Origin of the sequence: Streptomyces phaeochromogenes, assembly GCF_001418655.1 — a bacterium.
In the GTDB taxonomy this organism is placed as follows: Bacteria; Actinomycetota; Actinomycetes; order Streptomycetales; family Streptomycetaceae; genus Streptomyces; species Streptomyces phaeochromogenes.
Genome location: NZ_LIQZ01000256.1, coordinates 1 through 24624, shown reverse-complemented (window position 1 = coordinate 24624; position 24624 = coordinate 1). Strand labels below are relative to the sequence as shown.

The 24624-nt window shown below is 67.8% G+C and carries 21 protein-coding genes and 1 tRNA gene; 13 read left to right on the top strand and 9 right to left on the bottom strand.

All coding sequences use genetic code 11. From position 1 onward, the window contains the following. Window positions 1-66: 66 nt before the first annotated feature. On the bottom strand, window positions 67-984 hold the full coding sequence (ftsX, locus tag AOK17_RS30650) for a permease-like cell division protein FtsX (protein WP_055615826.1): 918 nt from the start codon (window positions 982-984) through the stop codon (window positions 67-69). A gap of 88 nt (window positions 985-1072) precedes the next feature. Then, on the bottom strand, window positions 1073-1762 hold the full coding sequence (gene ftsE, locus AOK17_RS30645) for a cell division ATP-binding protein FtsE (protein ID WP_055615825.1): 690 nt from the start codon (window positions 1760-1762) through the stop codon (window positions 1073-1075). A gap of 282 nt (window positions 1763-2044) precedes the next feature. On the opposite strand from ftsE, the gene AOK17_RS30640 reads away from it, so the two are divergent. Continuing rightward, the gene (locus tag AOK17_RS30640) at window positions 2045-2239 is read left to right on the top strand and encodes a hypothetical protein (RefSeq protein ID WP_055615824.1); all 195 of its coding nucleotides are present in this window, start codon (window positions 2045-2047) and stop codon (window positions 2237-2239) included. A 154-nt stretch (window positions 2240-2393) separates the two neighbouring features. Here the strand turns inward: AOK17_RS30640 and AOK17_RS30635 are convergent, their stop codons facing one another. From AOK17_RS30635 to polA, 3 genes are all read right to left on the bottom strand, one after another. Beyond that, window positions 2394-3002: an LPXTG cell wall anchor domain-containing protein gene (locus AOK17_RS30635; RefSeq protein ID WP_055615823.1), complete on the bottom strand. Its 609-nt coding sequence runs from the start codon at window positions 3000-3002 to the stop codon at window positions 2394-2396. 304 nt (window positions 3003-3306) lie between these two features. After that, a complete protein-coding gene (gene prfB / locus AOK17_RS30630) occupies window positions 3307-4413 on the bottom strand; it encodes a peptide chain release factor 2 (protein ID WP_055615822.1) in 1107 nt (368 codons plus the stop codon). Between the two features lie 320 nt (window positions 4414-4733). Further along, on the bottom strand, window positions 4734-7460 hold the full coding sequence (gene polA, locus AOK17_RS30625) for a DNA polymerase I (RefSeq protein ID WP_055615821.1): 2727 nt from the start codon (window positions 7458-7460) through the stop codon (window positions 4734-4736). A 211-nt stretch (window positions 7461-7671) separates the two neighbouring features. On the opposite strand from polA, the gene AOK17_RS30620 reads away from it, so the two are divergent. From AOK17_RS30620 to AOK17_RS30580, 9 genes are all read left to right on the top strand, one after another. Beyond that, window positions 7672-9951 carry an FdhF/YdeP family oxidoreductase gene (locus AOK17_RS30620; protein WP_055615836.1) on the top strand — a complete coding sequence of 760 codons (2280 nt, stop codon included), beginning with the start codon at window positions 7672-7674 and terminating at the stop codon, window positions 9949-9951. 61 nt (window positions 9952-10012) lie between these two features. Beyond that, on the top strand, window positions 10013-10501 hold the full coding sequence (locus AOK17_RS30615; protein ID WP_055615820.1) for a PaaI family thioesterase: 489 nt from the start codon (window positions 10013-10015) through the stop codon (window positions 10499-10501). 135 nt (window positions 10502-10636) lie between these two features. Next, window positions 10637-10993, top strand: coding sequence for a hypothetical protein (locus AOK17_RS30610; RefSeq protein ID WP_055615819.1), 357 nt, complete (start codon window positions 10637-10639; stop codon window positions 10991-10993). Beyond that, window positions 10990-11622 carry a hypothetical protein gene (locus AOK17_RS30605; protein ID WP_055615818.1) on the top strand — a complete coding sequence of 211 codons (633 nt, stop codon included), beginning with the start codon at window positions 10990-10992 and terminating at the stop codon, window positions 11620-11622. The genes AOK17_RS30610 and AOK17_RS30605 overlap by 4 nt, the downstream gene beginning before the upstream one ends. A 280-nt stretch (window positions 11623-11902) precedes the next feature. Further along, window positions 11903-13138 (top strand): branched-chain amino acid ABC transporter substrate-binding protein, encoded by a 1236-nt coding sequence (locus tag AOK17_RS30600; protein ID WP_055615835.1) that lies wholly within the window; start codon window positions 11903-11905, stop codon window positions 13136-13138. A gap of 111 nt (window positions 13139-13249) precedes the next feature. After that, entirely contained in the window at window positions 13250-14182 is a 933-nt protein-coding gene (locus AOK17_RS30595) for a branched-chain amino acid ABC transporter permease (protein WP_055615817.1), read from the top strand. 5 nt (window positions 14183-14187) lie between these two features. Next, complete coding sequence (locus AOK17_RS30590; RefSeq protein ID WP_055615816.1) at window positions 14188-16017, top strand: branched-chain amino acid ABC transporter permease; 1830 nt, start codon at window positions 14188-14190, stop codon at window positions 16015-16017. 5 nt (window positions 16018-16022) lie between these two features. After that, complete coding sequence (locus AOK17_RS30585) at window positions 16023-16922, top strand: ABC transporter ATP-binding protein (protein WP_055615815.1); 900 nt, start codon at window positions 16023-16025, stop codon at window positions 16920-16922. Next, a complete protein-coding gene (locus tag AOK17_RS30580) occupies window positions 16919-17635 on the top strand; it encodes an ABC transporter ATP-binding protein (RefSeq protein ID WP_055615814.1) in 717 nt (238 codons plus the stop codon). The genes AOK17_RS30585 and AOK17_RS30580 overlap by 4 nt, the downstream gene beginning before the upstream one ends. 109 nt (window positions 17636-17744) lie before the next feature. Here the strand turns inward: AOK17_RS30580 and AOK17_RS30575 are convergent, their stop codons facing one another. Then, complete coding sequence (locus tag AOK17_RS30575; RefSeq protein ID WP_055615813.1) at window positions 17745-18401, bottom strand: ANTAR domain-containing response regulator; 657 nt, start codon at window positions 18399-18401, stop codon at window positions 17745-17747. A gap of 103 nt (window positions 18402-18504) precedes the next feature. Here AOK17_RS30575 and AOK17_RS30570 point away from each other — a divergent pair. Both AOK17_RS30570 and AOK17_RS30565 read left to right on the top strand, forming a co-directional pair. Then, a tRNA-Leu gene (locus AOK17_RS30570) sits at window positions 18505-18579 on the top strand. Window positions 18580-18685: 106 nt separating this feature from the next. Beyond that, window positions 18686-19432, top strand: a complete 747-nt coding sequence (locus AOK17_RS30565) for a helix-turn-helix domain-containing protein (RefSeq protein WP_055615812.1) — start codon at window positions 18686-18688, stop codon at window positions 19430-19432. A 10-nt stretch (window positions 19433-19442) separates the two neighbouring features. Here AOK17_RS30565 and pyk read toward each other — a convergent pair whose 3' ends face one another. Then, window positions 19443-20879 carry a pyruvate kinase gene (pyk, locus tag AOK17_RS30560; RefSeq protein WP_055615811.1) on the bottom strand — a complete coding sequence of 479 codons (1437 nt, stop codon included), beginning with the start codon at window positions 20877-20879 and terminating at the stop codon, window positions 19443-19445. A gap of 132 nt (window positions 20880-21011) precedes the next feature. Continuing rightward, window positions 21012-21740, bottom strand: coding sequence for an SIMPL domain-containing protein (locus AOK17_RS30555; protein ID WP_055615834.1), 729 nt, complete (start codon window positions 21738-21740; stop codon window positions 21012-21014). A 151-nt stretch (window positions 21741-21891) separates the two neighbouring features. Here AOK17_RS30555 and AOK17_RS30550 point away from each other — a divergent pair, with 151 nt between their 5' ends. Continuing rightward, window positions 21892-23703 carry a bifunctional metallophosphatase/5'-nucleotidase gene (locus AOK17_RS30550; protein WP_055615810.1) on the top strand — a complete coding sequence of 604 codons (1812 nt, stop codon included), beginning with the start codon at window positions 21892-21894 and terminating at the stop codon, window positions 23701-23703. Here the strand turns inward: AOK17_RS30550 and AOK17_RS30545 are convergent. Then, window positions 23700-24624: SidA/IucD/PvdA family monooxygenase (locus AOK17_RS30545; protein ID WP_157881431.1), on the bottom strand; the 925-nt coding region annotated here is incomplete at its 5' end. The two genes, AOK17_RS30550 and AOK17_RS30545, sit on opposite strands and share 4 nt — an antisense overlap.

Here is a 24624-nt window from a genome sequence, read left to right as displayed (position 1 = left end):
CCGGTGAGTCTAGGACAACGAGAAGGGCCGTACCGGCGCTTGCCGGTACGGCCCTCTTGGCATGCGTCACACCTTCAGGTACTTGCGCAACGCGAAGAACGCGGCAAGCGCGGGCATCAGCAGACTCGTCGCGAGGATGAGCGGCAGCTTCGTGAGAACGGCGTCCCAGCCGATGAAGTTGATCAGATTCAGCTTCTCCGACAGGGCCAGACCGTGGTCGATGATGAAGTACCGGGCGATCAGCAGGAAGGCACACGCCACCCCGCCGCCGATCAGTCCGGCGACCGCGGCCTCCATGATGAACGGCGCCTGGATGTAGAAGCCGGAGGCGCCCACCAGGCGCATGATCCCGGTCTCACGCCGACGGCTGAAGGCCGAGACGCGCACCGTGTTGACGATCAGCATCAGCGCGACGACGAGCATCATCGCCATCACCGCGCGGGCGGCCCAGTTCATGCCGTTGAGGAGCCCGAAGAGGTTGTCGAGGATGCCCTTCTGGTCCTGTACGGACTGCACGCCGTCACGGCCGTCGAAGGCGGTCGCGATGACCTGGTACTTCTCCGGGTCCTTCAGCTTGATGCGGAAGGACTCCTGCATCTGGTCCGGGGTGAGCGAGGCGGCGAGCGGGGAGTCGCCGAACTGCTCCTTGTAGTGCTTGTACGCCTGGTCGCTGGACTCGTGCGAGACGGTCTCGACGACGGACATCTTGTCGAGGTCGGTCTCGATCTGCTTCTTCTGCTCGGTGGTGACCGCTCCCTTGGCGCAGTTGGGGTCGGACTCCGCGTCGCTCTTGTTGCAGAGGAAGATCGAGACGTTGACCTTGTCGTACCAGTAGCCCTTCATCGTGTTCACCTGGTCGCTCATCAGGAGCGAACCGCCGAACAGGGCGAGGGACAGGGCGACCGAGACGACGACCGCGAAGGTCATCGTCAGATTGCGGCGGAGACCGACACCGATCTCCGACAGAACGAACTGGGCGCGCATGGCGTCTTCTCAGGCCTTTCCGTGGCGGATGCGTGGGGAGTCCTCCCTCTGCTCCGCGGTGAATCCGCGAGCGTGAGGGAGGTCGCGGTCAGTGCTGGTAGCCGTACACGCCGCGCGCCTGGTCGCGGACTAGTCGGCCCTTCTCCAGCTCGATGACGCGCTTGCGCATCTGGTCCACGATGTTCTGGTCGTGCGTCGCCATCAGGACGGTCGTGCCCGTCCGGTTGATCCGGTCGAGCAGCTTCATGATGCCGACGGAGGTCTGCGGGTCGAGGTTTCCGGTGGGCTCGTCCGCGATCAGCAGCTTGGGTCTGTTGACGAACGCTCTCGCGATCGCCACCCGCTGCTGCTCACCACCGGACAGCTCACCGGGCATCCGGTCCTCCTTGCCGCCGAGCCCGACGAGGTCGAGCACCTGCGGCACGGACTTGCGGATCTCGCCGCGCGACTTGCCGATGACCTCCTGCGCGAAGGCGACGTTCTCGCCGACCGTCTTGTTCGGCAGGAGCCGGAAGTCCTGGAACACCGTCCCGAGCTGGCGGCGCATCTGCGGCACCTTCCAGTTGGAGAGGCGCGCGAGGTCCTTGCCCAGGACGTGCACCTGGCCGTGGCTGGTCCGCTCCTCGCGGAGGATCAGCCGCAGGAAGGTGGACTTTCCGGAGCCGGAGGACCCCACCAGGAACACGAACTCGCCTCGCTCGACCTCCAGGGACACATCCCTCAGAGCGGGGCGGGTCTGCTTGGGGTAGACCTTGGACACGTTGTCGAATCGGATCACGGATGCACCACAGGCCGTCGGGGATATCGGGGTTAGATGAGCGTGACCATACGCGACCCGGGTACACGCGCGCAGTCGCCGGGAGAGGTTGCGCAAGGGTTGTGCGCTTTTGTGCGGGGCAACCTCAGAAGAGGGCCCGAGGGCGGCACCCCGCAGGGCGCCCTGCCCAGCCCCCGCATGAGAACCCGCGCACCGTCCGGAGGAACCTGGCACAGTGGAGGGGGAACGTATCCGTTCCCGAGAGCGTTGTGTACGTGGAACCGGTGCAAGGAGGGCGAGCGCATGACGTACGACCGGCTGGTGTGCGCGAACTGTGCCGCGCCCGTGAACGAGGGCCGCTGCCCCGTCTGCCGCGCGAACCGTGCGCGACTGCAGCAGGAGGGCCCCTTCGGAGGCGGCCTCAACCCCATGGCGCTGATCGCGCTGCTCGCCATCCTGATCGCGGCGGTGGCCCTGCTGGCCCACCAGACCGCGTAGGACGCACGCGAGGCACGAGCGGGCACGCACGAGGCACGGCGGCAGCGGGCGGCAAAGGCGCGAACAGAGCAGACAAGACATGAAGAAGGGCCCGGAGCTTGAAGCTCCGGGCCCTTCTCACGCACTCATGGGCCTACGCCCATGACGACGTCCGTCAGGCAGCCGCGCCGCGGCCGCTCATCAGGCGGGGCAGCATACGGAAGCCGATGCCGCCGGCGATCATCGTCGCGGCGCCGATCAGCAGGTACGTGATGTTCTCGGCGGCGCCGGTCTCGGCCAGCTCGCCGCCGGTGCCCTGGGCGGAGGTGTCCGAACCGGTGTCGGTCAGGCTCTCCTTGCCCGCGCCCTGCTCGACCGGCTGGGAGCCGCCGTCGGGGTCGGTGTCGTTGCCGCCGGTGCTGCCGCCGTTCTCGTTGCCCGGGTCGGTCGGCTCAACGGTGGGCTCGTCGGTCGGCTCCTCCGTGGGCTCGGTGGGCTCCTCGGTCGGCTCCTCCGTGGGCTCCTCCGTGGGCTCCTCGGTCGGGTCCGTCGGGATCACCGTCGGCTCTTCGGTCGGCTCCTCCGTGGGCTCCTCGGTCGGGTCCTCGACACCGATGCCGACCCCGACACCGTCCTTGTCGGCGCTGGCGCCGACGTTCAGACCGCCCACCTCGACACCGACGTCGAGAGCCGAAGCGGCACCGGCGGCGGTCAGCGAAGCACCGGCGGCGATCACCGCGCCGGCGGCTATCCGCGCGATCCGGATACGCGTCTTCTTGGTCATCTGGTTGCTACCCCCAGTAGCTCATCGTCAATGGTGCAGCGCCCGGGGCCGCGACGTCGGGGAAAGCTCGGTGGAGCCCCCGGTTCACATGCGCCCCAGAGATACGCATGCCGCGCGTCAGCTTTCCCACTTTTCAATGCAACGTCAAGGTCGTTGCGACCGCGATGTCCAGATCAAGCTCATTTGACCGGCACAGCGTCATGTGAGTGTGATGTAAAACCCAGACATCGGCCTACACAAAGGGCAACTGCCGTCCAGTGGATGGCAGTTGCCCTGTCGACAAAGCGATGTCTACGAATGTCGCCTACTTCTCCTGCTGCTTGCGCCAGCGAATTCCGGCCTCCAGGAACCCGTCGATCTCCCCATTGAAAACGGCCTCGGGGTTTCCGACTTCGAACTCCGTGCGCAGATCCTTGACCATTTGGTACGGGTGCAGGACGTACGAACGCATCTGGTTTCCCCAGGAGTTGCCGCCGTCGCCCTTGAGGGCGTCCATCTTGGCCTGCTCCTCCTGCCGGCGCCGGTCGAGGAGCTTGGCCTGCAGCACGTTCATCGCGGACGCCTTGTTCTGGATCTGCGACCGCTCGTTCTGACAGGAGACGACGATTCCGGTGGGGAGGTGGGTCAGACGCACCGCGGAGTCGGTGGTGTTGACGCCCTGCCCGCCGGGCCCGGAGGACCGGTACACATCGACCCGCAGCTCGGACTCGTCGATCTCGATGTGGTCGGTCTGCTCGACCACGGGGAGGATCTCGACACCCGCGAAGGAGGTCTGGCGCCGCCCCTGGTTGTCGAAGGGCGAGATCCGCACCAGCCGGTGCGTGCCCTGCTCCACCGAGAGCGTCCCGTACGCGTACGGGATCTGGACGGCGAAGGTGGTCGACTTGATGCCGGCCTCTTCCGCGTACGAGGTCTCGTAGACCTCCGTCTTGTATCCGTGCTGCTCGGCCCAGCGCAGGTACATGCGCTGAAGCTTCTCGGCGAAGTCGGCGGCGTCCACGCCACCGGCCTCCGCGCGGATGTTGACGAGGGCCTCGCGGGAGTCGTACTCCCCGGAGAGCAGGGTGCGGACTTCCATCTCGTCCAGCGCCTTCTTGACGGCGGTGAGCTCGGTCTCGGCCTCGGCGCGGGTGTCCGGGTCGTTCTCCTCCTCGGCCATCTCGAAGAGGACGCTGAGATCATCGATACGCCCGCGGAGCGCTTCGGCCTTGCGCACCTCGGCCTGGAGGTGGCTCAGCTTGCTGGTGATCTTCTGCGCCTCGTCCGGGTCGTCCCACAGGGACGGCGCTGCCGCCTGCTCCTCGAGCACGGCGATGTCTGCCCTCAGCTTGTCGAGGTCCAGGACGGCCTCGATCGACTCCATGGTCGAGGAGAGGGACTTGAGCTCTTCGGATACATCGACGACTGCCACGCCTCCAGCGTAACGGCTCCACGAAGTGGCTCCGCCGGTGGAACGGGGGGCTTGCTGGTGGGGGGCTCCATTTGTCGTCTGCGGGTCGGTCGGTGCCGGCCGCGCAGTTCCCCGCGCCCTTTAAAAGCAGGACCTACCGCCCCATATCCAGGGGCGCGGGGAACTGCGCAATCTTTTAGGGGCGCGGGGAACTGCGCGCTCAGCCCAAACCGACCCGCACCCAACACACCACGCCAACCCCCACCCACCCAGGGGCGCGGGGAACTGTGCGACCTAGCCCCACCGGGCCCGCAGCCGAATCCCGCGCCCCCCGGAGGGCGCTAGTGGGCCGCCGACTCCCAGTCCGGGCCCGAGCCGACCGAGACGTCCAGGGGTGCCCGGAGGTGCACGGCGTTGGCCATCTCGTGGCGGACGAGTTCCTCGGTCTTCGCGCGCTCGCCCGGGGCGATCTCCAGGACGATTTCGTCGTGGACCTGGAGGAGCATGCGGGACTTGAGGTCGGCTTCCCTGAGGGCCCGGTCCACGTTCAGCATGGCGATCTTGACGATGTCGGCCGCCGTGCCCTGGATCGGCGCGTTCAGAGCCATGCGCTCGGCCGCCTCGCGGCGCTGGCGGTTGTCGCTGTTGAGGTCGGGGAGGTAGCGGCGGCGCCCGAAGAGCGTCGCCGTGTAGCCCGTGGCCCGTGCCTCGTCGACCGCGCGGCGCAGATAGTCCCGTACGCCGCCGAAGCGCTCGAAGTACGTGTCCATCAGCGCGCGGGCCTCGCCGGCGTCGATGTTCAGCTGCTGGGAGAGGCCGAAGGCGGACAGACCGTACGCCAGGCCGTACGACATGGCCTTGATCTTGCGGCGCATCTCCGCGTCGACGGCCGTGCCCTCGACGGAGAACACCTGGGAGGCGACGGTGGTGTGCAGGTCCTCGCCGGAGGTGAACGCCTCCAGGAGGCCCTCGTCCTCGGAGAGGTGGGCCATCACGCGCAGTTCGATCTGGCTGTAGTCGGCGGTCATGAGGGACTCGAAGCCCTCGCCGACGACGAAGCCGCGGCGGATCGCGCGGCCCTCCTCGGTGCGGACCGGGATGTTCTGCAGGTTCGGGTCCTGCGACGAGAGTCGGCCCGTCGCGGCCACCGTCTGGTGGAACGTGGTGTGGATGCGGCCGTCCGCGGCGATCGTCTTGATCAGGCCCTCGACGGTGACGCGGAGCTTCGCCTGCTCGCGGTGGCGGAGCATGATGACCGGCAGTTCGTTGTCGGTCTGGCCGGCGAGCCAGGCGAGCGCGTCGGCATCGGTCGTGTAGCCGGTCTTCGTCTTCTTCGTCTTGGGCAGGCCCAGTTCACCGAAGAGGACTTCCTGGAGCTGCTTGGGCGAGCCGAGGTTGAACTCGTGCCCGGCAGCCGCGTGCGCCTCCTTCACCGCCTGCTGGACGGCGCCCGCGAACATCTGCTCCATGGCTTCCAGGTGGGCCTTGTCGGCCGCGATGCCGTGCCGCTCCAGGCGGGCCAGGAGCACGGAGGTGGGCAGCTCCACGTCACGCAGCAGGTCGGCAGCACCGACCTCCTTCAGACGCTCCGTGAACGCCTCGCCCAGGTCGAGGATCGCGCGGGCCTGCACCATCAGAGCGTCGGCCTCGGCTCCCTCGTCGGCGCCGAAGGCGAGCTGCCCGTCGGCCGTCGCGGCGGGGGCCAGCTCCCGGCCGAGGTACTCCAGGGACAGTGCGTCCAGGTCGAAGGAGCGGCGGCCCGGCTTGACGAGGTAGGCGGCGAGCGCGGTGTCCATGGAGACGCCCTCGATGCTCCAGCCGTGCTCGGCGGAGACCCGCATGGCGGCCTTGGCGTTGTGCAGGACCTTGGGCTTGTCGGGGTCGGCGAGCCAGGCCGCGAACGCGTTCTCGTCGGCCTCGTCCAGCTGGGACGGGTCGAACCACGCGGCGGCGCCGTCCGCCGCGGCGAGGGCGACCTCGGCGACCGAGCCCGTGCCGAGCGCCCAGGTGTCGACCGTGGCGATGCCGAGGACCGTGGTGCCGTGCTCGGCGAGCCACGGCTTGAGCTCGCCCGTGCCGATGACCGTGCCGTCCACCGCCACGCCCGCGGCGGCCGGCGGACCGGCGTCCGCCTCCTCCGCCCCGGGGTCGACGGCCAGCAGCCGCTCCCGCAGCGAGGGGTTACGGATCTCCAGGGTGTCCAGGACCATCGCGACGGCCGTGCGGTCGTACGGAGCGCGCTCCAGGTCGGCTGCCGACTTCGGCAGCTCGACGTCGCGCACCATCTCCGTGAGGCGGCGGTTGAGCTTGACCGCGTCCAGGTGGTCGCGGAAGTTCTGCCCGGCCTTGCCCTTGACCTCTTCGGCGCGCTCGACCAGCTCCGCGAACGACCCGAACTGGTTGATCCACTTCGCGGCGGTCTTCTCGCCGACGCCGGGGATGCCCGGCAGGTTGTCGGACGGGTCGCCGCGCAGGGCCGCGAAGTCGGGGTACTGCGCGGGCGTCAGGCCGTACTTCTCGAAGACCTTCTCCGGAGTGAAGCGCGTCAGCTCGGAGACGCCCTTCGTCGGGTAGAGCACGGTGGTGTGCTCGGAGACCAGCTGGAAGGAGTCACGGTCGCCGGTGACGATCAGCACCTCGAAGCCCGCGGCCTCGGCCTGGGTGGCGAGCGTGGCGATGATGTCGTCCGCCTCGAAGCCGTCCACGGCGAACCGCTCCGCGTGCATCGCGTCCAGCAGCTCGCCGATCAGCTCGACCTGGCCCTTGAACTCGTCCGGGGTCTTGGACCTGTTCGCCTTGTACTCGGTGAACTCCTCTGAGCGCCATGTCTTGCGCGAGACGTCGAACGCCACCGCGAAGTGCGTGGGCGCCTCGTCGCGCAGCGTGTTGGCGAGCATCGACGCGAAGCCGTAGATCGCGTTCGTCGGCTGGCCCGTCGCCGTCGTGAAATTCTCCGCGGGCAGCGCGAAGAACGCTCGGTACGCCAGCGAATGCCCATCCATGAGCATCAGCCGCGGGCGCCCGCCGCCGGAGGTCTTCTCGGTCTTCTTCGATGCTGAATCTGCCACGACCCCGATCCTGCCACGCCCCACTGACAGTCGGACCCGCCCCGCCCTCCACGACCGCCCTCGCGCCGTGTCCCTCACACCTCTCACACCGTGTTCGTCACGCGTTTCGCACCGCGCGCGATCATCGCCCAGGACGGGCCGCGATCGTTGTCACCACCACGTGGGAGGATCGAAGGCGTACCTCATACGTGTGCTCGAAGAGGAGGCCGAGATGGCCGGCAAGCCGCCCCAGAGTGATCCGGTTCAGGACGCGCCGCAGGTCGCCGGCCCGAAGCACGCCGCCGCCGGACTGCCCGCGGTCGGGCACAGCCTGCGCATGGCCCAGCAGCAGATGGGTGTGAAGCGCACGGCGCTGACGCTGCTGCGGGTCAATCAGAAGGACGGCTTCGACTGCCCCGGCTGCGCCTGGCCCGAGCCGGAGCACCGGCACACCGCGGAGTTCTGCGAGAACGGCGCGAAGGCGGTCGCCGAGGAGGCCACCCTGCGCCGTGTGACCCCGGACTTCTTCGCCGCGCACACGGTCGCCGACCTCGCGACCCGCAGCGGCTACTGGCTGGGTCAGCAGGGCCGTCTCACCCAGCCCATGTATCTCGCGGAGGGCGCCGAGCGCTACGAGGCGGTGCCCTGGGAGCGCGCCTTCGACATCATCGCCGAGGAGCTCACCGGCCTCGCCTCCCCGGACGAGGCGCTGTTCTACACCTCGGGGCGCACCAGCAACGAGGCGGCGTTCCTGTACCAGCTGTTCGCCCGCGAGTTCGGTACGAACAACCTGCCGGACTGCTCCAACATGTGCCACGAGTCGTCGGGTTCCGCGCTGAACGAGACGATCGGCATCGGCAAGGGCAGCGTCCTCCTGGAGGACCTCTACAAGGCGGACCTGATCATCGTCGCCGGGCAGAACCCGGGCACGAACCACCCGCGCATGCTCTCCGCCCTGGAGAAGGCGAAGACGGGCGGCGCGAAGATCATCACCGTGAACCCGCTGCCCGAAGCGGGCATGGAGCGCTTCAAGAACCCGCAGACCCCCCAGGGCATGTTCAAGGGCGCCGCGCTCACCGATCTGTTCCTGCAGATCCGCATCGGCGGCGACCAGGCCCTCTTCCGCCTTCTGAACAAGCTGATCCTCGACACAGAGGGCGCCGTCGACGAGAGCTTCGTCGGCGAACACACCCACGGCTACGAGGAGTTCGCCGAGGCCGCCCGCGCCGCCGACTGGGACGAGACGCTCACCGCGACGGGCCTCACGCGCGCGGAGATCGACGAGGCCCTGCGCATGGTCCTCGCCTCCGAGCGCACCATCGTCTGCTGGGCGATGGGCCTCACCCAGCACAAGCACTCCGTGCCGACCATCCGCGAGGTCGTCAACTTCCTTCTGTTGCGCGGCAACATCGGCCGCCCGGGCGCGGGCGTGTGCCCGGTGCGCGGCCATTCGAACGTGCAGGGCGACCGCACGATGGGCATCTTCGAGCGCCCCGCGCCCGCCTTCCTGGACGCCCTGGAGAAGGAGTTCGGCTTCGCCCCGCCGCGCGGCCACGGCTACGACGTCGTACGGGCCATCCGCGCCATGCGTGACGACAAGGCGAAGGTCTTCTTCGCGATGGGCGGCAACTTCGTGTCGGCCTCCCCCGACACCGAGGTCACCGAGGCGGCCATGCGCCGCGCCCGCCTCACCGTGCACGTGTCGACGAAGCTCAACCGCTCGCACGCCGTCACGGGCGCGCGTGCCCTGATCCTGCCGACCCTCGGCCGCACCGAGCGTGATCTGCAGGGCAGTGGTGAGCAGTTCGTTACGGTCGAGGACTCCATGGGCATGGTGCACGCCTCTCGCGGCCGGCTGGAGCCCGCGAGCGAGCACCTGCTGTCCGAGCCCGCCATCGTGTCCCGCCTCGCCCGTCGCGTCCTGGGCGACGAATCCCGCACGCCCTGGGAGGAGTTCGAGAAGGACTACGCCACGGTCCGCGACCGCATCGCGCGGGTGATCCCGGGCTTCGAGGACTTCAACGCGCGCGTGGCCGACCCGAACGGCTTCGCGCTGCCGCACGCCCCGCGTGACGAGCGCCGCTTCCCCACCGCCACCGGCAAGGCCAACTTCACGGCCGCGCCCGTCGAGTTCCCGAAGCTGCCGAAGGGCCGGCTCCTCCTGCAGACACTGCGCTCGCACGACCAGTACAACACCACGATCTACGGCCTGGACGACCGCTACCGGGGCATCAAGAACGGCCGCAGGGTCGTCCTCGTCAACCCCGAGGACGCCCGCGAGCTCGGCCTCGCCGACGGCTCGTACACCGATCTGGTCGGTGAGTGGAAGGACGGCGTGGAGCGGCGCGCCCCCGGTTTCCGGGTCGTGCACTACCCGACGGCACGCGGCTGCGCGGCGGCGTACTACCCGGAGACGAACGTCCTGGTGCCGCTGGACGCCACCGCCGACACCAGCAACACGCCCGCCAGCAAGTCCGTCGTCGTGCGTCTGGAACAATCGGCAGCCAACTGAGCGTTCGCTTAGCCAACGCGTCCGCTCGGGCGGCATGATCGACGACTAAGGAGCAGAACCCATGGGCGAGCAGCACCACGCGAAGTTCCCGCAAGAGGTCATCGACGAGTACGCGGCGCTCGGCGTGGACCTGGTCGCCATGTTCTCCGCCGGACACCTCGGCACGCGCATGGGAGTCCAGGTCGTCGAGGCCTCCGCGGACCGCGTGGTGGGCACCATGCCGGTCGAGGGCAACACCCAGCCGTACGGGCTCCTGCACGGCGGTGCCTCCGCTGTGCTCGCCGAGACCCTCGGCTCGGTCGGCGCCATGCTGCACGGCGGCAGCTCCAAGATCGCCGTCGGCGTCGACCTGAACTGCACCCACCACCGGGGCGCCCGTTCCGGCCTGGTGACCGGCGTGGCCACGCCCCTGCACCGGGGCCGCTCGACCGCCACGTACGAGATCGTGATCAGTGACGAGGACGGCAAGCGGGTGTGCAGCGCGCGGCTGACGTGCATGCTGCGGGACGTGAATCCGAGCGACGCGGCGCGCGTGAACGCGACGAACTGACGCACCGGAAAACCGTTGTGCGCGGGCGGCGTTGATCCGGGGCACCCGGCGGCATAGCGTCATGGGATGGGAACGGGTGGGGCCCCCAGGCGGGGGCCGGTACTTGGGCCAGTACTTGGGCCGGTACTTGGACTGATGCTCCTGACCGGCGCTCTGGCCACCGGGTGCGGCGAGTCCGGGCCGCAGGGCGGGGCGGCGAGCACGCGGGCCGCCTCCGGCACGCCGTCGGCCACACCTCCCGAGGACCTGTGCGCGCGGATCGTCGCCCACTGGTCGCGGGAGGTGCTGGACAGCGACACCTACGGGGACTACCAGTCGATGGGCCTGTCCAACGGGCAGTACGAGATCCTGATGGAGGTCGTGGACGCGGCCCGGGCCGAGAAGAAACGCTCCGGCGAACAGGCGGCGCGGGAACTGATCGACCGCGGCGCGCGCGAACGCTGCACCGAGCGGTACCGCGACGGCAACCCGACGGGAGGGCCCTGGAGTTGAGCGGCGTCGGTCCGGTCGAGCCGGGCGAGGGCACACACGCGTGGGACACCGTCGAGCCGGCCCCGCCGCTCCTCCCCGGGACCCCGCGCGAGCGTCTGAGAAGTCTGTACGCCCGGCACCGCCGTGCCGCGCTCGCGTCCGCCACCGCGGTCGCCCTCGTGGCGTGCGGCAGCTATCTCTTCGCGACCCGGCCCCACGACCCGCCACCGCCCGAAGCGCCCAACCCGTCCCAGGCGGTGTCCATCACCTACCTCGGCCAGGAGGGCACGCCCGCCGGCGCTCCGAGCAGAAGCTTCAGCTTCGCGGTGAAGGTCACCGCACAGGACGGACCCACGATCACCGTCGTGCGCATCTCGCAGCCCTACGCGAGCCTCTCGCTGACATCGGTTCCGCGCCCGCCGTTCCGGACCAAGCCCGGTTTCGGTCACAAGATCGTCGTCACGATGCATGTCACGGAATGCGCGAATGTGCCGTCAAACGCCGCTCTCCCTTTCCTGGACGTAACTCTGCGTAATACGCGCGCAATAGAAGACCACAGCTTCATCCTGGGTGAGCGCTATGCGCACGACCTCTCGGGAGCCCTGCAAGTAGCCTGCAGCAACGACTCCCGGTCATCACCAAAACGGTAGGACGCTCCTGAAATGACCACGGCACGTCCTGCAGGTTCTCACTATGTGGACCGGACGAATCGGCCGGAATTCTGCCCATCCACCCACTGAGTACCGCTCTGCATTACCTCGTGTCATAACAAGAGCGTCACAGCATGACTCAGACTCTCCTCCACGTTCCCCCGACGCGCTTAGAGTCACGGCCAGTCACCGCGCCATCGGATTCGAATTATTTTCGGCCCAGCGCTCGACTCGGCCCGTTCCACGAGGAAGGGCCGTGCCAGGGAAAGGACTGCTGATCGTGCGTCAACGTTCGCTCATCGCCATCACCGCCGCGTTGGCGGCGGGAGCACTCACCCTCACCGCCTGTGGCTCGCGCGACGAGGACGGCGGCGGTTCGGACTCGAACGGCGGTGGCACCACCGTCGTCATCGGCGTCGACGCCCCGCTGACCGGCGACCTCTCCGCGCTGGGCCTCGGAATCAAGAACTCCGTGGACCTCGCCGCCAAGACGGCCAACAAGGAGAAGACCGTCGACGGCGTGACCTTCAAGGTCGAGGCCCTCGACGACCAGGCGCAGCCCTCCTCGGGCCAGCAGAACGCCACCAAGCTGGTCGCCGACAAGGACGTCCTCGGTGTCGTCGGCCCGCTGAACTCCTCGGTCGCCGAGTCCATGCAGAAGGTCTTCGACGACGCCAAGCTCGTCGAGGTCTCCCCCGCCAACACCAACCCGGCCCTGACCCAGGGCACGAAGTGGAACGGTGGCGAGAAGGCCCGCCCGTACAAGTCGTACTTCCGCACCGCGACCACGGACGCCATCCAGGGCCCGTTCGCCGCGCAGTACGTCTTCAACGACGCCAAGAAGAAGAGCGTCTACGTCATCGACGACAAGAAGACCTACGGTGCCGGCCTCGCCGCCACCTTCACCGAGGAGTTCAAGAAGCTCGGTGGCAAGGTCGTCGGTACGCAGCACATCGACCCCGACACCAAGGACTTCTCCGCCGTCGCCACGCAGGTGAAGAGCTCCGGTGCCGACGTCGTCTACTACGGCGGCGAGTACCCGCAGGCCGGCCCGCTCAGCAAGCAGATCAAGGCCGCGGGCGCCAAGATCCCGCTCGTCGGCGGTGACGGCATCTACAGCGCCGACTTCATCAAGCTGGCCGGCGCCAGCGGCACCGGCGACCTCGCCACCTCGGTCGGCGCGCCCGTCGAGGACCTCCCCTCCGCCAAGGAGTTCGTGTCCGCCTACAAGGCCGCGGGCTACAAGGAGGCCTACGAGGCGTACGGCGGCTACTCCTACGACTCGGCCTGGGCGATCATCGAGGCCGTGAAGAAGGTCGTCGAGGACAACGACGGCAAGCTTCCGGACGATGCCCGCGCCAAGGTCACCGAGGCCATGCAGGGCGTCACGTTCGACGGTGTGACCGGCAAGGTCGCCTTCGACGAGTTCGGTGACGCCACCAACAAGCAGCTCACCGTCTACTCCGTCGAGGGTGGCACCTGGAAGCCGGTGAAGTCCGGCACGTACGAAGGCTGATCCACACCCGCATCACCACCTGAGCCGCGCGGGGCGCTGCACCACAAGCGCCCCGCGCGGACTCGCATCCGGTCACATCCCTCGACTATCCGAACGCTCGGAGGACATGCGGTGAACGAACTGCCGCAGCAGCTGGTCAACGGCCTGCTACTGGGATCCATGTACGGGCTGGTCGCCATCGGCTACACGATGGTCTATGGCATCGTCCAGCTCATCAACTTCGCCCACGGCGAGATCTTCATGACCGGGGCCTTCGGCGCGCTCACGGTCTATCTGTACGTACTCCCCGACGGCACCACCATGTGGATCGCCCTGCCGCTCATGCTCGTCGGCGCCATCTTCGTCGCCGTCACCGTCGCAGTCGGAGCGGAACGGTTCGCCTACCGCCCCCTGCGCACCGCACCACGCCTGGCCCCCCTCATCACCGCCATCGGCCTCTCCCTGGCCCTGCAGCAGGCGGTATGGGCCTGGTACCCCAACGCCAAGTCGGCGCGGACCTTCCCGCAGATCGAAGGCGGCCCCTTCGAGATCGGCAGCGTCACCATCCAGACCGGTGACGTCTTCCTCTTCATCGCGGCCCCCATCAGCATGGCCGTCCTCGCCTACTTCGTCATGAAGACCCGGACCGGACGCGGCATGCAGGCCACCGCCCAGGACCCGGACACCGCCAAGCTCATGGGCATCAACACCGACCGCATCATCGTGGTCGCCTTCGCCCTCGGCGCCGCCTTCGCCGCCGTCGGAGGCCTCGCCTACGGCCTCAAGTACGGCCAGATCGACTTCCGCATGGGCTTCATCCTCGGCCTCAAGGCCTTCACCGCCGCCGTCCTCGGCGGCATCGGCAACATCTACGGAGCCATGATCGGCGGCGTCGTCCTCGGCCTCGCCGAGACCATGGCCACCGCCTACATCGCCGACGTCCCCGGCATGTCACAGCTCGGCGGCCAGTCCTGGGCCAACGTCTGGGCCTTCGTACTCCTCATCCTCGTGCTCCTCTTCAGGCCACAGGGCCTGCTCGGCGAGCGCGTCGCGGACAGGGCGTGAGACCTATGACCACACAGACCACCAGCCCCCAGACGCCCGCCAAGGAGCCGGCCGGCTCCACCGCCGGACTCATCGGCATCCCCCCGAACATCGGACGCGCCCTCGCCACCGGCGGCGGCATCCTCACCATCATCTCCACCTTCCTCGCCTGGACCTGGACCGCCGCATTCCCCGGCGACCTCACCGTCTACGGCTACCCTGGCGGCCTGCAGGTCCTCGTCCTCATCGGCGGCGCCCTCACCACGCTCTTCGGCCTCTCCTCCTACGGCATCAAGGGCCTGCGCTGGCTCACCCCCGCAGGAGCCGACAGCGCCATCAAGCTCGCCGCGCTCGCAGCGTTCGCCACCGCCTGGTACACGATCATCGCGATCAGCACCAAACTCGGCGGCCTCGCCAACCTCGAACCCGGCGGCTGGATCGTGGCCATCGCCACCCTCACCGCCCTGGTCGGCTCGCTCTCCCTGCCGTTCCAGCGGCCGGCACCCGACCCGTTCGACCCCGACGACACCGCCTGGGAGCAGTTCCGCCACGAGCGGCGGTCCAACGTCACCGTCATCAAGGCCGCCTTCGCCTCCGGCACCACCAAGGCCCCGGCCCACAAGCTCCCCGCGTACGCCGAAATCCTCGTCATCGTCGCCGCACTGGCCCTCGGCCTGACCGTCTTCACCTACGGCATCGGCACCGAATACGACGAACAGTTCATCGGCTTCCTCATCACCGCGGGCCTCGGCTTCGCCGCCGCCGCCAAGGCCGGACTCGTCAACAGGCTCTCCGCCCTCACCTCCAAGCACCGCAACGTCACCATGATCGGCGCGTTCGTCGCCGCCGCCGCATTCCCCTTCACCCAGTCCGACGACCAGTACGCGACCATCGGCGTCTACATCCTGATCTTCGCCACCGTCGCCCTCGGCCTCAACATCGTCGTCGGCCTCGCCGGACTCCTCGACCTCGGATACGTCGCCTTCCTCGGCGTCGGCGCCTACACCGCGGCCATGGTCTCCGGCTCCCCCTCCTCACCGTTCGACATCCACCTGCCGTTCTGGGCCTCCGCCCTGCTCGGCGCAGCGGTCGCCATGGTCTTCGGCGTCCTCATCGGCGCCCCGACCCTCCGGCTGCGCGGCGACTACCTCGCCATCGTGACCCTCGGCTTCGGTGAGATCTTCCGCATCACCGTCCTCAACATGGACGGCACCAGCGGACCCGACATCACCAACGGCTCCAACGGCATCTCCTCGATCCCGAACCTCAACATCCTCGGGTTCGACTTCGGCCAGGAACACAGCATCGCCGGATTCACCATCGCGCGCTTCGCCAACTACTTCCTGCTGATGCTCCTCATCACGCTGGTCGTCGTGGTCGTCTTCCGCCGCAGCGGCGACTCCCGCATCGGCCGCGCCTGGGTCGCCATCCGCGAGGACGAGACCGCCGCGCTCGCCATGGGCATCAACGGCTTCCGGGTCAAGCTCATCGCCTTCGCCCTCGGCGCCGCACTCGCCGGCCTCGCCGGATCCGTCCAGGCACACGTCACCTACACCGTGACACCCGAGCAGTACCAGTTCGCCCACGTCGTCCCGCCCAACTCGGCCTTCCTGCTCGCAGCGGTCGTCCTCGGCGGCATGGGCACCATCAGCGGACCGCTCGTCGGGGCCGCACTGCTCTACCTGATCCCCGCCAAGCTCCAGTTCCTCGGCGACTACCAGCTCCTCGCCTTCGGCCTCGCGCTCGTCCTGCTGATGCGCTTCCGTCCGGAAGGCCTCATCCCGAACCGGCGCCGCCAGCTCGAATTCCACGAGGAAGCGGAAGCTCCCACAGTCCTCAGCAAGGCAGGGGCCTGACCACGATGACTACCGACATCACCACCAAGGGCGCCGCCCCCGGCGCCACCGCACCCGGCGAAACCGTGCTCGACGCACGCGGCGTCACCATGCGCTTCGGCGGCCTCACCGCCGTACGCAACGTCGATCTCCAGGTCAACAGCGGAGAAATCGTCGGCCTCATCGGCCCCAACGGCGCCGGCAAGACGACCTTCTTCAACTGCCTCACCGGCCTCTACATCCCCACCGAGGGAGAAGTCCGGTACAAGGGCACCGTCCTGCCGTCCCAGTCCTTCAAGGTCACGGCCGCCGGCGTCGCCCGCACCTTCCAGAACATCCGTCTCTTCGCCAACATGACGGTCCTGGAAAACGTGCTCGTCGGCCGCCACACCCGCACCAAAGAAGGACTCTGGTCCGCACTCCTGCGCGGACCCGGCTTCAAGAAGGCCGAAAAGGCCTCCGAAGACCGCGCCATGGAACTCCTCGAGTTCATCGGCCTCGCCGCCAAGCGCGATCACCTCGCCAGGAACCTCCCCTACGGCGAACAGCGCAAGCTCGAAATCGCCCGCGCCCTCGCCAGCGAGCCCGGCCTGCTCCTCCTCGACGAGCCCACCGCCGGCATGAACCCGCAGGAGACCCGGGCCACCGAGGAACTCGTCTTCGCCATCCGGGACATGGGCATCGCCGTCCTCGTCATCGAGCACGACATGCGGTTCATCTTCAACCTCTGCGACCGCGTCGCCGTCCTCGTCCAGGGCGAAAAGCTCGTCGAAGGCGACAGCGCCACCGTCCAGGGCGACGAACGCGTCATCGCCGCCTACCTCGGCGAACCCTTCGAAGACGCACCCGGCCAGGAGGAGATCGCCGAGGTCGAAGCCGCCGAGGCACAGGCCGAAGCCGCGCCCCGCAAGGAGAACGACCGATGACAGCACTGCTCGAAGTCGAGGACCTCCGGGTCGCCTACGGCAAGATCGAGGCCGTCAAGGGCATCTCCTTCAAGGTCGACGCCGGCCAGGTCGTCACCCTCATCGGCACCAACGGCGCCGGCAAGACCACCACCCTGCGCACCCTCTCCGGCCTCCTCAAGCCCGTCGGCGGCCAGATCAAGTTCCAGGGCAAGTCACTGAAGAAGACCCCCGCCCACCAGATCGTCTCCCTCGGGCTCGCCCACTCCCCCGAGGGGCGGCACATCTTCCCCCGCATGACGATCGAGGACAACCTCCGCCTCGGAGCCTTCCTGCGCAGCGACAAGGCAGGCATCGACAAGGACATCCAGCGCGCCTACGACCTCTTCCCCATCCTCGGGGAACGCAGGAAGCAGGCCGCGGGAACCCTTTCCGGCGGCGAGCAGCAGATGCTGGCCATGGGCCGCGCGCTCATGTCCCAGCCCAAGCTGCTCATGCTCGACGAACCCTCCATGGGCCTCTCGCCGATCATGATGCAGAAGATCATGGCCACGATCTCCGAACTCAAGTCCCAGGGCACCACCATCCTGCTCGTCGAGCAGAACGCCCAGGCAGCACTCTCGCTCGCCGACCAGGGACACGTCATGGAGGTCGGCAGCATCGTCCTCTCCGGATCCGGCCAGGACCTCCTGCACGACGAGTCGGTCCGCAAGGCGTACCTCGGCGAGGACTGAGCCGACGCCTTAAAAGCCCGGCTCCTCGCGGCTACTCGCATACGGCTGAGGCCCGCACCCGATGACACGGGGTGCGGGCCTCAGCCATGTACGTACTTCCGCGCGACGCTCAGCCCTTCGCGGCCTTCTTCTCGTCGGCGTCCTGAATAACCGCCTCCGCGACCTGCTGCATCGACATACGACGATCCATGGACGTCTTCTGAATCCAACGGAACGCCGCCGGCTCCGACAGGCCGTACTCCGTCTGCAGCACCGACTTCGCACGGTCGACGAGCTTCCGCGTCTCCAGACGCGTCGTGAGATCCTCGATCTCCTTCTCCAGCGCCTTCAACTCCGTGAAGCGCGAGACGGCCATCTCGATCGCCGGAACGACATCGCTCTTGCTGAACGGCTTCACCAGATACGCCATCGCACCGGCGTCACGCGCCCGCTCGACGAGGTCGCGCTGCGAGAACGCGGTGAGCATCAGCACGGGGGCGATGGACTCCTCGGCGATCTTCTCCGCGGCGGAGATGCCGTCGAGCTTCGGCATCTTCACATCGAGGATGACGAGGTCGGGGCGGTGCTCCCGGGCGAGCTCGACGGCCTGCTCACCGTCACCGGCCTCGCCTACGACCGTGTATCCCTCTTCTTCGAGCATCTCCTTGAGGTCGAGACGGATCAACGCCTCGTCCTCGGCGATGACGACACGGGTCGTCAGCGGAGGCACGTGCGACTTGTCGTCGTCGGGCGCGTCTACGGGCTGGGGCGACTCGGGGGCGGTCACGGGGGCTCCTTGTTCCAAAGCAGGCAAGTACTGCTCCCAAGAGCGTACCTAGCTGCGGTATGGTGGTCAGGCAGCGGGTCGGGGTAAACCTTCGATTCACTGGGCCCCGGTAGCCCAATTGGCAGCAGGCAATGGATTCAAAACCCATACAGTGTCGGTTCGAGTCCGACTCGGGGCACTTTTCCTGGCATTCCAAGGTCACCATTTAGAAGCGGATGCTCACGTTCTCGTGAACATCCGCTTTTTGCTGCGTGTCGCCCCAATCTCGCCCGGACAGTGGCCACATGTACGACATGGGCACACGTAAGCGGGCACTGGTGCTGGTCGACCAGGGGCGGAGCCTGAATTCCGTCAGTAAACAGACAGGCATCTCACGTGCCGCGATCCGCTCCTGGCAGGAGCGGATCGAGCCATTGCCGCGCATGGCCACTCCGGATCCGGGCCCGCCCGCGGACGAGCGCGCGTACGCCTACCTGCTGGGCCTCTATCTCGGCGACGGGTGCATCAGCCCGCACATGCGCGGCACCGGCTACTACCTCAGAGTCGCGTGTGCTGATGTATGGCCCGGACTCCTCCAGCTGTGCCGCGAAGCCATCACGAAAGTACGTCCCGGCATCGGCGTCCGCATCCTCCAGAAGCAGGGCTACGGGATGGTCACCAGCTACAGCCGCCACTGGCCCAGCCTGTTCCCCCAACACGGCCCCGGCAAGAAACACGAGCGCACGATCGCCCTCGAACCCTGGCAACAGAAGATCGTGGACGTCCACCCATGGGAGTTCATCCGTGGCCTCATCCACTCCGACGGCTGCCGGATCACCAACTGGACAACGCGCGTGGTCGCGGGCGAGAAGAAGCGCTACGAATACCCGCGGTACTTCTTCACGAATCTGTCCGCGGACATCACACGGCTCTACACCGACACCCTCAACAAGGTCGGCGTCGACTGGAAACAGTCCAACTCACACAACATCTCCGTCGCCCGCCGCGCCTCCGTAGCCCTCATGGACACCCACGTAGGCCCCAAGTACTGACCCCGCACCCCTACTTGGGGCTGTCGTCCTCGCCGATGTGATGCACACGCACCAGGTTCGTGGAGCCGGAGACGCCGGGCGGGGAGCCGGCCGTGATGACGACCACGTCGCCCTTTTCGCAGTGGCCGTACTTCAGGAGCAGCTCGTCCACCTGGTCGACCATCGCGTCGGTCGAGCCGACGTGAGGGCCGAGGAAGGTCTCGACGCCCCAGGTCAGGTTGAGCTGGGAGCGGGTGGCCGCGTCCGGGGTGAAGGCGAGGAGGGGGATCGGGGAGCGGTAGCGGGACAGGCGGCGGACCGTGTCGCCGGACTGGGTGAAGGCGACCAGGTACTTCGCGCCCAGGAAGTCGCCCATTTCGGCGGCGGCCCTCGCGACCGCGCCGCCTTGCGTGCGGGGCTTGTTGCGTTCCGTCAGGGGCGGGAGGCCCTTCGCCAGGATGTCCTCCTCGGCGGCCTCGACGATGCGGGACATGGTGCGGACCGTCTCGATGGGGTACTTGCCGACGCTCGTCTCGCCGGACAGCATCACGGCGTCCGTGCCGTCGATGACGGCGTTGGCGACGTCCGACGCCTCGGCCCTGGTCGGGCGGGAGTTGTCGATCATCGAGTCGAGCATCTGGGTGGCGACGATGACCGGCTTGGCGTTGCGCTTGGCGAGTTTGACCGCGCGCTTCTGGACGATCGGGACCTGTTCGAGGGGCATTTCGACGCCGAGGTCGCCTCGGGCGACCATGATGCCGTCGAAGGCGGCGACGATGTCGTCGATGTTCTCGACGGCCTGGGGCTTCTCCACCTTGGCGATCACCGGGAGGCGGCGGCCCTCTTCGTCCATGATGCGGTGGACGTCCTCGATGTCGCGTCCGCTGCGGACGAAGGAGAGGGCGATGACGTCGCATCCGATGCGCAGGGCCCAGCGGAGGTCGTCCTCGTCCTTTTCGGAGAGGGCGGGGACGGAGACTGCGACGCCGGGGAGGTTGAGGCCCTTGTTGTCGGAGACCATGCCGCCTTCGATGACGGTGGTGTGGACGCGGGGGCCGTCGACGGAGGTGACTTCGAGGCAGACCTTGCCGTCGTCGACGAGGATGCGTTCGCCGGTGGTGACGTCGGCGGCGAGGCCGGAGTAGGTGGTCCCGCAGGTCTGGCGGTCACCCTCTGTGCCCTCTTCCACCGTGATGGTGAAGGTGTCTCCGCGTTCAAGGAGTACGGGTCCTTCGGTGAAGCGGCCGAGTCGGATCTTCGGGCCTTGAAGGTCGGCGAGGATTCCGACGCTGCGGCCGGTCTCGTCGGAGGCCTTTCGCACGCGCTGGTAGCGCTCCTCGTGGTCGGCATGGCTGCCGTGGCTGAGGTTGAAGCGGGCTACGTCCATTCCGGCTTCGACCAGTGCCTTGATCTGGTCGTACGAGTCGGTGGCGGGGCCCAATGTACAAACGATTTTTGCTCGGCGCATGCTTCGAGCCTAGGCCTTACCAGCGGGTAGGGAATTGGTCGGGCATGACTACTCAACAACCTTTGTGTGAAGGGCTGTTGACAAGTGTTGAATTGTGCGCAGGGCCGCTCCGATGAGCATTCCGGAGGGCTTTCAGAGGGTCGGCGGTGACATTGTGAAGCGGGCGTTGACCTGTGCGTAGACGTGCTGTCGTTCGGGTTCGAGGTCGAGGGCGGGGGCTCCTTCGGGGGCGCCGGCATCGAATGCCATGGTGCGCATGGACCGGGCGGCCTTGGCTTCCATGCCGTAGGACTGGGCGTTCTCGGCGCCGATGTCGGCGAGTTCCACGAGGGCGGCGAGTGTGGTGCCGAGGGCTTCGGCGTATTCGCGGGCGCGTTGGACGGCTTCGCGTACTGCCTGTTGCCTGGCCTGGCGGTGGGCGGGTGAGTCGGGGCGCAGGGCCCACCAGGGGCCGTCGACGCGGGTGAGGTCGAGGTCGGCGAGGCGGGTGGTGAGTTCGCCGAGGGCGGTGAAGTCGGTGAGTTCGGCGGTGATGTGGACGCGGCCGTGGTAGGCGCGGATGCGTTCGCCTCGGCCGTGTTTGGTGAGTTCGGGAGTGATGGAGAAGGCGCCGGTTTCGAGTTTCTCGACTGCGTCGCCGTAGGTTTTGACGAGGTCGAGGGCGGTCGTGTTGCGGCGGGTCAGGTCGGTGAGGGCGTCGCGGCGGTCGGTGCCTCGGGCGCTGACGGTGATGCCGATGCGGGCGATCTCGGGGTCGACTTCGAGGTGGGCTTCGCCGCGGACGGCGATGCGGGGGGCGTCGGGTGTGCCGTAGGGGACCGCGGGCCGGGTTTCCTCGGAGGCTTCGGAGGGTGAGGTCATACGTCCCACTCTGTCACCGGCGGCCCGTTTCCGGGCCTTGTCGGTCATCAGATCGAAACCTGCGGGGTCTGTTGCCGTACGTCATGACCGGGTCAGAATCTACGCGCGTATCTGCGTGTGTTGTCGACCGTTCCCCGAGGAGTAGCCCGTCATGCCGTTGAACCGTCGGAAGTTCCTGAAGAAGTCCGCCGTGACCGGCGCGGGGGTCGCCCTGGCCGGTGCGGCCGTGGCGCCGAGCGCTCAGGCGGCGGAGGCCGTGGTGGCGAAGGGTGGCAGGAAGCCGAAGCGGTATTCGCTGACGGTGATGGGCACGACCGATCTGCACGGTCACGTCTTCAACTGGGACTACTTCAAGGACGCGGAGTACAAGGATTCGGCGGGCAACGCGCAGGGGCTGGCGCGGATCTCGACGCTGGTGAACGCGGTCCGCAAGGAGAAGGGCCGGTGCAACACGCTCCTGCTGGACGCCGGTGACACCATCCAGGGCACGCCGCTGACGTACTACTACGCGAAGGTGGACCCGATCACCGCCAAGGGCGGTCCGGTGCATCCGATGGCGCAGGCGATGAACGCGATCGGCTATGACGCGGTGGCGCTCGGCAACCACGAGTTCAACTACGGAATCGAGACGCTGCGGAAGTTCGAGTCGCAGTGCCGTTTCCCGCTGCTGGGTGCGAACGCGCTGGACGCGAAGACGCTGAAGCCGGCCTTCCCTCCGTACTTCATGAAGACGTTCCACGTGAAGGGCGCCCCGCCGGTGAAGGTGGCCGTGCTGGGTCTGACGAACCCCGGTATCGCGATCTGGGACAAGGCTTACGTGCAGGGCAAGTTGACGTTCCCGGGGCTTGAGGAGCAGGCGGCGAAGTGGGTGCCGAAGCTGCGGTCGATGGGCGCGGACGTGGTGGTCGTGTCGGCGCACTCCGGTTCGTCGGGCACGTCCTCGTACGGTGATCAGCTGCCGTACGTGGAGAACTCGGCGGGGTTGGTGGCGCAGCAGGTGCCGGGGATCGACGCGATTCTGGTCGGGCACGCGCATGTGGAGATTCCCGAGCTGAAGGTCACCAACACGAAGACAGGGAAGACGGTCGTCCTGTCGGAGCCGTTGGCGTATGCGGAGCGGTTGTCGCTGTTCGACTTCGAGCTGGTCTTCGAGAAGGGCCGGTGGACGGTCGAGTCGGTGGCGGCGTCGGTCCGCAACTCGAACTCGGTGGCCGACGACCCGAAGATCACGAAGCTGTTGAAGGACGAGCACGACGTGGTCGTGGCGTACGTCAACCAGGTGGTCGGGACGGCGACGGAGACGCTGACGACGGTGGAGGCGCGTTACAAGGACGCCCCGATCATCGACCTGATCACGAAGGTCCAGGAGGACGTGGTCAAGGCGGCGTTGGCGGGGACGGAGTACGCGTCGTTGCCGGTGCTGTCGCAGGCGTCGCCGTTCTCGCGTACGTCGGAGATCCCGGCCGGTGATGTGACGATTCGGGATCTGTCGAGTCTGTATGTGTACGACAACACGCTGGTCGCGAAGTTGATGACGGGTGCGCAGGTGCGGGCGTACCTGGAGTACTCGGCGCAGTATTTCGTGCAGACGGCGGTCGGTGCCGCGGTCGACGTGGAGAAACTGACGAACGCGGGCAACCGGCCGGACTACAACTACGACTATGTGTCGGGTCTGGCGTACGACATCGACATCGCTCAGGCGGCGGGTTCACGGATCAAGAACCTCTCCTACAACGGTGTGGCGTTGGACGACGCGCAGCAGTTCGTGTTCGCGGTGAACAACTACCGGGCCAATGGCGGTGGGGCGTTCCCGCATGTGGCGTCGGCGAAGGAGCTGTGGGCGGAGTCGACGGAGATCCGTACGCGGATCGCGGAGTGGGTGACGGCGAAGGGGTCGCTGGACCCGAAGGAGTTCGCGTCGGTGGACTGGAAGCTGACGCGTGAGGGGACGCCGGTCTTCTAGTCGGCGAGTGGTGTGAGCATCCGTGGTTGCTGCCTGGCGGGTGGGATCTGGGGCTGCTGGGTGAGTCCGAAGGTCGTGAAGGCCGTTCGGCTCGGCAGTGGGTAGGGGTCTTTGCCCGTCAGGGAGTTGAGGATGCTCGCGCTGCGCCAGGCGGTGAGGCCGAGGTCGGGGGCGCCGACGCCGTGGGTGTGGCGTTCGCCGTTCTGGACGTAGACGGTTCCGGTGACGGAGGGGTCGAGGACGAGGCGGTGGCGGTCGTCGATGCGGGGGCGTTCTGAGGCGTCGCGGCGCATGTAGGGGTCGAGTCCGGCGAGGATTCGGCCGAGGGGGCGTTCGCGGTAGCCGGTGGCGAGGATGACGGCGTCGGTGGTGATGCGGGAGCGGCTGGCCTGTTGGGCGTGTTCCAGGTGGAGTTCGACCTTGGTGGTCGCGATGCGGCCGGCGGTGCGGACGTGGACGCCGGGGGTGAGGACGGTGTCGGGCCAGCCGCCGTCCAGGGTGCGCCGGTAGAGCTCGTCGTGGATGGCGGCGATGGTGTCGGCGTCGATGCCTTTGTGGAGTTGCCATTGGGCGGGGACGAGCCGGTCGCGTACGGGCTCGGGCAGGGCGTGGAAGTAGCGCGTGTAGTCGGGTGTGAAGTGTTCGAGCCCGAGTTTTGAGTACTCCATGGGTGCGAAGGCCTCGGTGCGGGCGAGCCAGTGGATCTTTTCGCGGCCGGCCGGGCGGTTTCTGAGGAGGTCGAGGAAGACCTCGGCGCCCGACTGTCCCGAGCCGATGACGGTGATGTGTTCGGCGGTGAGGAACCGGTCGCGGTGTTCGAGGTAGTCCGCGGCGTGGATGACGGGCACGCCGGGGGCCTCGACGAGGGGGCGGAGCGGTTCGGGGATGTGGGGGGCGGTGCCGATGCCGAGGGCGATGTTC